The 8354-nt window shown below is 45.6% G+C and carries 9 protein-coding genes; all 9 read left to right on the top strand.

What is annotated here, in order from left to right:
• On the top strand, positions 1–440 hold a 440-nt coding region (locus A3739_RS18540; RefSeq protein WP_156502682.1), incomplete at its 5' end, for a prephenate dehydratase domain-containing protein.
• 31 nt (positions 441–471) lie between these two features.
• The gene (gene hisC, locus A3739_RS18535; protein ID WP_068502374.1) at positions 472–1593 is read left to right on the top strand and encodes a histidinol-phosphate transaminase; all 1122 of its coding nucleotides are present in this window, start codon (positions 472–474) and stop codon (positions 1591–1593) included.
• Entirely contained in the window at positions 1586–3832 is a 2247-nt protein-coding gene (locus tag A3739_RS18530) for a bifunctional prephenate dehydrogenase/3-phosphoshikimate 1-carboxyvinyltransferase (RefSeq protein WP_369819800.1), read from the top strand. Before hisC ends, A3739_RS18530 begins: the two co-directional genes overlap by 8 nt.
• Positions 3832–4515 (top strand): (d)CMP kinase, encoded by a 684-nt coding sequence (cmk, locus tag A3739_RS18525; RefSeq protein WP_068502372.1) that lies wholly within the window; start codon positions 3832–3834, stop codon positions 4513–4515. The genes A3739_RS18530 and cmk overlap by 1 nt, the downstream gene beginning before the upstream one ends.
• A 124-nt stretch (positions 4516–4639) precedes the next feature.
• A complete protein-coding gene (rpsA, locus tag A3739_RS18520) occupies positions 4640–6316 on the top strand; it encodes a 30S ribosomal protein S1 (protein ID WP_068477005.1) in 1677 nt (558 codons plus the stop codon).
• 104 nt (positions 6317–6420) lie between these two features.
• The gene (locus tag A3739_RS18515; protein WP_068477003.1) at positions 6421–6717 is read left to right on the top strand and encodes an integration host factor subunit beta; all 297 of its coding nucleotides are present in this window, start codon (positions 6421–6423) and stop codon (positions 6715–6717) included.
• Positions 6718–6734: 17 nt separating this feature from the next.
• Positions 6735–6998, top strand: a complete 264-nt coding sequence (locus tag A3739_RS18510; protein WP_068477001.1) for a LapA family protein — start codon at positions 6735–6737, stop codon at positions 6996–6998.
• 163 nt (positions 6999–7161) lie between these two features.
• Entirely contained in the window at positions 7162–7869 is a 708-nt protein-coding gene (pyrF, locus tag A3739_RS18505; RefSeq protein WP_068476999.1) for an orotidine-5'-phosphate decarboxylase, read from the top strand.
• Between the two features lie 5 nt (positions 7870–7874).
• Positions 7875–8354 (top strand): GNAT family N-acetyltransferase, encoded by a 480-nt coding sequence (locus A3739_RS18500; protein ID WP_068476997.1) that lies wholly within the window; start codon positions 7875–7877, stop codon positions 8352–8354.

Below are 8354 nucleotides of genomic sequence, written 5' to 3'. Positions count from 1 at the left end.
TATCGAGCAATGGTAAGGCTGCGAAACTAGCCGCTGAGGAGCCTGGAGTTGCTGCCATCGCAAGTGATATGGCGGCAGAGCTCTACGATTTAGATTTCCTAGCAAAAAATGTAGAAGACAGTCCTGATAACACGACACGTTTTCTTATTATCGGTTCTGAGGTCGTGCCTGCGAGCGGCGAAGATAAAACATCAATTATGGTTTCAGTGAAAGATAAGCCGGGTGCTTTGTATCACGTCTTGGAGCCATTTCAGCGTCACGGCGTGAATATGAATCGCTTAGAGTCTCGGCCCTCTAATAGTAGTACTTGGGCTTACGTTTTCTATATCGATTTTGATGGTCATTTTGATGATGAGAATGTTCAGGCGGTGATCAAAGATATTTCGCCAGATGCCGTCGACATTAAGCATCTTGGTTCCTATCCCGTTGGCGTTTTGTAACGCGTATTTATAGATTTAAAAGGGTTTTCTAATGGGCGATTTAACGCGTTCTTCTTGTGATTTTGTGTCTTTGGCGACTCAAGGTGCCCGAGGCTTACATCCTTATCAACCGGGCAAACCAAGCGATGAGTTGGAGCGAGAGTTAGGCATCTCGAATATCGTAAAGCTCGCAAGTAATGAAAACCCGCTTGGCCCTAGCCCAATTGCTTTAGAAGAAATCCGCAACGAGCTTTCTCAATTGACGCGCTACCCTGATGGTAATGGCTTTAAACTAAAAGAAGCGCTTGCATCGCGTTTAAAAGTTCAGTCATCGCAACTTACCCTGGGGAATGGGTCTAACGATATTCTTGACTTAATTGCGCGAGCTTATGCCGAACTAGGGCGTGAGGTGGTTTTTTCGCAATATGCATTCGCGGTTTATCCCATTGCGACGCAAGCAGTTAATGCAACTGCCGTTGTAACGCCGGCACTGAATTGGGGGCATGATCTATCTGCAATGCTTTCGGCAATTACCGATCGCACATCCCTTATTTTTATTGCCAATCCAAACAATCCAACCGGAACGGTGTTGAGTAAAGCTGAAGTTGTAGAGTTTTTGTCTCAAGTGCCAGAAAGCGTGATCGTGGTGTTGGACGAAGCGTATATTGAATACAGTACCGATCCCGATTTTCCTAATGGGGTTTCATTGCTGTCTGATTTTCCGAATTTGATTGTCACGAGAACGTTTTCAAAGGCATGGGGGCTCGCTTCGTTGCGCGTTGGTTATGCGATTTCAAATGAAGAAATTGCGGATGTGCTGAATCGAGTTCGTCATCCATTTAATGTGAATAGTCTCGCGCTTGCTGCGGCTCTCGGTTCATTGAGAGACGAAGACTATTTAAAGAAAAGCATCACGACAAATGAACATGGTATGAAGCAGTTGACCGATGCATTTGATCGACTGGACTACGAATATATTCCATCGAAAGGCAATTTCGTGTGCTTTGATACGAAAGGTTCTGGAATGGAAGTGTACGAAGCTATGTTGCAGCAGGGTGTTATTGTGCGTCCTGTAGCGAATTATGGAATGCCAAATCACCTTCGTGTATCAATCGGTCTTCCTGAAGAAAACGCTCGTTTTATTGAAGTTTTGGAGTCGCTTAGTCATGGCTAGCGATTCGCTAAGTTTAGCGATGCAAGAATTAAAAGGGCTCACCGTTTCGGTTGTTGGGCTTGGTCTAATTGGCGGTTCTTTAACAAAGTGCTTGAGGGAGCAAGGCGTTGTCTCGAAGACGGTCGGGTATACGCTTGATTCAAATCACGCAAAGCTCGGTATTGAATTAGGTGCTGTGGATGTAGCTGCTGAAACAATTGCTGAAGCAGTTTCTGGCGCAGATATCATTGTGTTGGCAGTTCCAGTTCAAGCATTTGAGAGTGTGCTGCAAGAGGTTAAACCATTCATCAAGCCCGGTGCTGTACTGACCGATGTAGGAAGTGTTAAGGGTAACTTTGTTTCTGCAGTCGAGTCGGTGTTCGGCGATGTGCCAGAGTTTGTTGTTCCTGGTCACCCGATTGCTGGATCAGAAAAGAGTGGAGTTACTGCCGCAAATAGTTCGCTCTACCAAAATCATAAAGTGATTCTTACTCCCTTAACGCATACTGATGAGCGAGCATTATCCTTAGTTGACGCGATGTGGAGCGCTTGTGGTGCTAATGTGCTGCAAATGTCGGTTGAAAAGCATGACGAGGTCTTGGCGGCAACGAGTCATCTTCCTCATTTGATCGCATTCTCATTGGTTGATACCTTGGCGGGAAATCCTGATAACGAGGATATTTTCCGCTATGCTGCTGGTGGTTTTCGGGATTTCACGCGCATCGCTGCAAGTGACCCTAGAATGTGGCACGACATATTTCTTGCAAATAAAGAAGCCGTTCTAAATGTATTGGATCGCTTCTCTGTAGACTTGCAAAAACTACGCACTGCGGTCGCTGATGACCAAAGCCAAGAAATGCTTGGTGTATTTACGCGCGCTCGAGCGGCGCGAGAACATTTTTCTAAAGTCTTATCTGGACAATCCTACGTAAACGCTATGAATACAAATAATGTAATTTTTAATGCTGGCGCAGGCAGCGCTTTATCTGGTGCTATTCGTGTTGCCGGTGATAAATCTATTTCGCATCGATCTATTATGCTCGGAGCGCTTGCAGAAGGTGTCACGGAGGTCGAAGGATTTTTAGAAGGTGAAGATAGTCTTGCAACGCTTCAGGCTTTTCGTGATATGGGTGTTGTCATTGAAGGGCCGAACAACGGGCGAGTTAAGATTCATGGTGTCGGCTTGAATGGGTTACAAGCGCCTCCGGGGCCGATCTATTTAGGTAACTCGGGTACGGGCATGCGTTTGTTCGCTGGTTTGCTCGCGGGACAAAGTTTCGATACCGAGCTTGCTGGTGATGAGTCGCTGACAAAGCGTCCGATGGAGCGTGTAGCGAAGCCCTTACGTGAAATGGGCGCTGTTATTGAAACAGCTGAAGGTGGGCGTCCGCCAATGCTTATCAAGGGCGGGCAAGCGCTGTCGGGTATGCATTACGACATGCCGATGGCTAGTGCTCAGGTGAAATCATGTTTACTGCTTGCAGGTATGTATGCTGAGGGCGATACAAGTGTGACTGAGCCTGCGCCAACTCGCGATCATACTGAACGTATGTTGAATGGCTTTGGTTATTCTGTTGAGCGTGATGGTGCGACCGCGAAGCTTTCAGGTGGCGATTCAATGCAGGCCGGTAAAATTGATGTTCCAGCGGATATCTCTTCAGCAGCCTTTTTTATGGTAGCGGCCTCTATTGCTGAAGGGTCAGACCTTACGCTTGAGCACGTTGGTCTCAACCCGACTCGCGTGGGTGTTATCAATATTCTTCGTCAAATGGGTGCGGATATTACCGTCTCTAACGAAAAGACCGTTGGTGGTGAGCCCGTTGGCGATATTCGTATTAAATCGGCTCCACTAAAGGGTATTAAAATTCCTGAAGATCAGGTGCCTTTGGCGATCGATGAATTTCCAGTTCTTTTTATCGCCGCAGTATGCGCAGAAGGCGAGACTGTGTTAAGTGGAGCTGAAGAGCTTCGCGTTAAGGAAAGCGACCGAATTCAAGTAATGGCTGATGGCTTAGCGCAGCTTGGCGTGCGTACTGAAGTAAAGCCAGATGGTATTGTGATTCAAGGTGCTAAGATGCATGGAGGTACGGTGCACTCGCATGGCGATCACCGCATCGCAATGGCGTTTTCTGTTGCAGCATTGCGTGCTGAAGGTGAAATCGTAATTAATGATTGCGCTAATGTAGCGACGTCTTTCCCTAACTTTGTTGAATTAGCAAATCGTGTAGGGATGAATGTGAAGGTAAACGGAGACGCGTAATGGCGCCAAATTCACAAGCTCCAGTTCTTTGTATAGATGGACCAAGCGGTTCTGGTAAAGGGACGATTACACAGTTAATTGCGACTAAGTTAGGTTGGTCGATTCTCGATAGTGGGGCTTTGTATCGTTTAACCGCCATTGCGGCGCTACGTCAAAATGTCGCTTTAGATGACGAGTCAAGTTTGGCCGCAGTCGCGGCAGGTCTTGATTGTTCTTTTGAAAGTTCAAAGCCGGGCGAGCCGGTTCGTGTAATGCTTGCAGGAGAGGATGTGACGAGTGAATTACGTCTTGAGACCACGGGCGATAATGCTTCAAAAGTGGCGGTTCTCCCTGAAGTGCGTGCAGCGTTATTGCAGCGCCAGCGCGATTTTCAGCAGCTTCCTGGTCTGGTAGCTGATGGACGAGATATGGGAACAGTTGTTTTTCCTAACTCTCAATTCAAAATATTCTTAACCGCTTCTGCTCAAGCCAGAGCAGAGCGTCGTTTCCAACAGTTGAAGGCACAGGGTGAAGATGTTAGAATCGCGACCCTTTTGCAAGAGATCGAAGCGCGTGATGCGCGTGATATGGGTCGTAAAGCCGCGCCGTTAAAGGCCGCAGACGATGCTGTCACGATCGACACGACCGAATATTCGATCGAGCAAGTGTTGGAAAAAGTCCTTTTATTGGTCAATCCAAAGTAAGATTTTTCCTCTAAAAATAGTTTTAATGCTTATGGCAATGAAAAACCGGCCAGAGGTTTGTCATGAGCGTATGTAAATAGACCGTATTAACTGGTGGTACGGAGAATCATATACAGGAAATGTAATGAGCGAGAGCTTTGCAGATTTATTTGAAGAGAGCCTAAAAGAGATCGATATGACCCCAGGGTCGATCGTTAAAGGCGTGGTTGTAGACATCGATAGCGATTGGGTTACAGTTAACGCAGGCTTGAAATCAGAGGGCGTTATCCCTCTTTCACAGTTCGTAAACGAAGCTGGTGAAGTTGAACTAGCAGTTGGTGACACTGTTGACGTAGCACTTGATGCTGTAGAAAACGGCTTTGGCGAAACGCAACTTTCACGTGAGAAAGCGAAGCGTGCTGAAGCATGGAAAGATCTTGAGAAAGCATTCGAAGCTGAAGAGATCGTTAAAGGTATCATCAACGGTAAAGTTAAAGGCGGCTTTACTGTTGACCTTAAATCTGTTCGTGCATTCCTACCTGGTTCTCTAGTTGACGTTCGTCCAGTTCGTGACACATTGCACCTTGAAGGCAAAGAGCTTGAGTTTAAAGTTATCAAGCTTGACCAAAAGCGTAACAACGTTGTTGTTTCTCGCCGTGCAGTACTTGAAGCTGAAAATTCAGCAGAGCGTGATGCTCTTCTTGAGTCAATGGCTGAAGGTATGGAAGTTAAAGGTATCGTTAAGAACCTTACAGACTACGGTGCGTTCGTAGATCTTGGTGGTGTTGACGGTCTTCTTCACATTACAGATATGGCTTGGAAGCGCATTAAGCACCCGAGCGAGATTGTAAATGTTGGTGACGAAATCAACGTTAAAGTTCTTAAGTTCGACCGTGAGCGCAACCGTGTTTCTCTAGGTCTTAAGCAGTTGGGTGAAGATCCATGGGTATCAATCAAAGAGCGCTATCCAGAGAACACTCGTGTTACTGCACGTGTTACTAACCTTACTGATTACGGCTGCTTCGCAGAAATCGAAGAAGGTGTTGAAGGTCTTGTTCACGTTTCAGAAATGGATTGGACTAACAAGAACATTCACCCATCTAAAGTTGTTCAATTGGGCGACGAAGTTGAGGTTATGGTTCTTGATATCGACGAAGAGCGTCGTCGTATCTCTCTAGGTATCAAACAGTGCCACGCTAACCCATGGGAAGAGTTCTCAGGTAACTTCAACAAGGGTGATAAGATCAGCGGTAAGATCAAGTCTATCACTGATTTCGGTATCTTCATCGGTCTTGACGGTGGTATCGACGGTCTAGTTCACTTGTCAGATATCTCTTGGCAGGAACAAGGCGAAGAAGCTGTTCGTAACTACAAGAAAGGCGACGAAATCGAAACTGTTATCCTTTCTGTAGACCCAGAGCGTGAGCGTATCTCTCTTGGTGTTAAGCAGCTTGATAGCGATCCATTCGCAGAATACGTTCAAGCGAACGACAAAGGCACTATCGTTACAGGTACTGTTAAGTCTGTAGACGCGAAAGCAGCAGTTGTAGAACTTGCAGCAGACGTTGAAGCAACTTTGAAAGCATCTGAAATGAGCCAAGATCGTGTTGAAGATTTGACGACTCAGCTTAAAGAAGGCGACGAAGTAGAAGCGAAAATTATTAACGTTGATCGTAAGAATCGCGTGATCAACTTGTCTGTTAAGTCGAAAGACATTGACGATGAGAAGCAAGCGATGAAAGAAGTTCGTGAGAAGCAGATTGAATCAGCTGGTCCAACTACGATCGGTGATTTGATCAAAGAGCAGATGCAAAACCAGTAACTGCTTGTTAAATAATATAAAAAACGGGCCTTGTGCCCGTTTTTTTTTGTTTTTTGTTTTTCCTTGTCTAAACTGAGAATGACGTTGTTTATTAAGGAAAATCAATGACTAAGTCGGAATTGGTAGAAATTATCGCCGCAAAGCAAACTCAGTTGTCTGTCAAGGATGTAGAGTTAGCGGTAAAAACAATAATAGATTTGATGTCCGAGACGCTCGCAGAAGGGCAGCGTATTGAAATTCGTGGCTTTGGTAGCTTTTCGCTTCACTATCGTTCTCCACGCGTTGGCAGAAACCCGAAAACTGGTGAGTCCGTTACGCTTGAAGCAAAGCATGTTCCGCATTTTAAGCCTGGTAAAGAGCTGCGTGACATCGTAAATGATAGCCTTAAGCATGGTTATTAAAGGTCGAGCTACGCATCATGTCTAAGCTAGTTTTGCTCATTGAAGTAATATTGCTCGCGGCACTCGTCGCTTTAGGTGTTGCGTTTGCCTTATCTAATAGTGAACGCTTGAGCGTCGATTACTTGATAGGCAATATCGATGTCAGTGCTGGTGTTGCACTGCTAATTATGTTTTCCCTTGGTGGCGTGTTTGGGTATCTCGTGAGATTACCAAGTAACATTGCAATCAAGAGCAGATTGCTAAAGGTTGAACGCGAGCTTCAACGCACTAAGCAGGCTTAAAACTGAGTTTTATTTTTCTTAGAACGCTTATTTATTGTCGAAGTTTTTGATCTTCGATAGACTTCCTCCCGCCCAATTTTCGTTTTATCACCCTGTCACTTTCTAGCGGTTATAATCCTCTCGATATCAATGACAGTTCAATATTTTCTATAGTGTGTTTTTTATGACTAATGCAAATGTAAGTTCGCCTATCTTGGTCGCTCTTGATTTTCCTTCAAAAGAGTCTGCGATTGAATTGGCGCAGCAGCTAGACCCAAAACTATGTCGTGTGAAGGTTGGGAAAGAGTTGTATACCCGATGCGGTCCGCAAGTGGTTGAAGACTTACATCGTCTAGGCTTTGATGTATTTTTAGATTTGAAGTTTCATGATATTCCAAATACCACGGCTCAAGCGGTTGGAGTTGCGGCAGATATGGGCGTATGGATGGTAAATGTGCATGCGAGCGGTGGCCAAAGAATGATGGAAGCATGCGCTGAGAAGTTGAGTGCCTATTCAAGTCGCCCCTTATTGATTGGCGTGACTGTACTGACAAGTATGGAGCAAGCGGATCTTGCCGGCGTAGGGATAGATGTTCCGCCGCTAGAGCAGGTTATGCGTTTGGCATCTTTAACGAAAGACTCTGGTCTCGATGGCGTGGTATGTTCATCTCAAGAAGCGAGTCAGTTAAAGCAGTCGTTAGGTTCTGAGTTTAAGTTAGTTACGCCAGGGATTCGTCCTGCAACGGCTGATAAAGGCGATCAGAAGCGTATTATGACTCCTCAGCAAGCGTTAGAAGCGGGCTCTGATTACTTAGTGATAGGTAGGCCTATTACGCAAGCTCAATCGCCATTAGAGGCTTTAGAGAGCATCTTGGCGTCGATTCAGGCGTAATACTAATGGAAGAAATCGTTTACTATCTTGAGATGCATACACCGCCTGCTTATGTAATGACCACTGCAGATAGCGAATATGTATTGGAAGAAGTAAAACATAACCAAGCACCGTTCAATCAATTCCTGTATTCGTTTGTAGGAAAGGCGTGGGATTGGACTGATCGCTTGGTTTGGACAGATCAACAATGGTTTGATTTGGTGAATGACCCAAATCTTCGTACTTGGGTGGCCTATAGAGACGGTGCGATTCTAGGTTACTTTGAGCTGCGCAAAGACGGTAGCAACGTTGAACTATTGTATTTTGGATTAAGTCCTGACTTTATAGGTAAGGGATTTGGGACTGCTTTTCTAGAAGATGCAGTACGACAGGCTTGGTCCTGGGATGGTGTCGAGCGCGTATGGGTTCATACTTGTAATTTCGATCACCCTGCTGCGCTAGACAACTATAAACGCCGTGGGTTCGTTCACTATAAAACGGTGTAA

The sequence above is a fragment of the Oleiphilus sp. HI0067 genome, assembly GCF_001635735.1.
The sequence above is the reverse complement of the archived record's forward strand: the minus strand, read 5'-3'. Positions and strand labels throughout refer to the sequence as shown.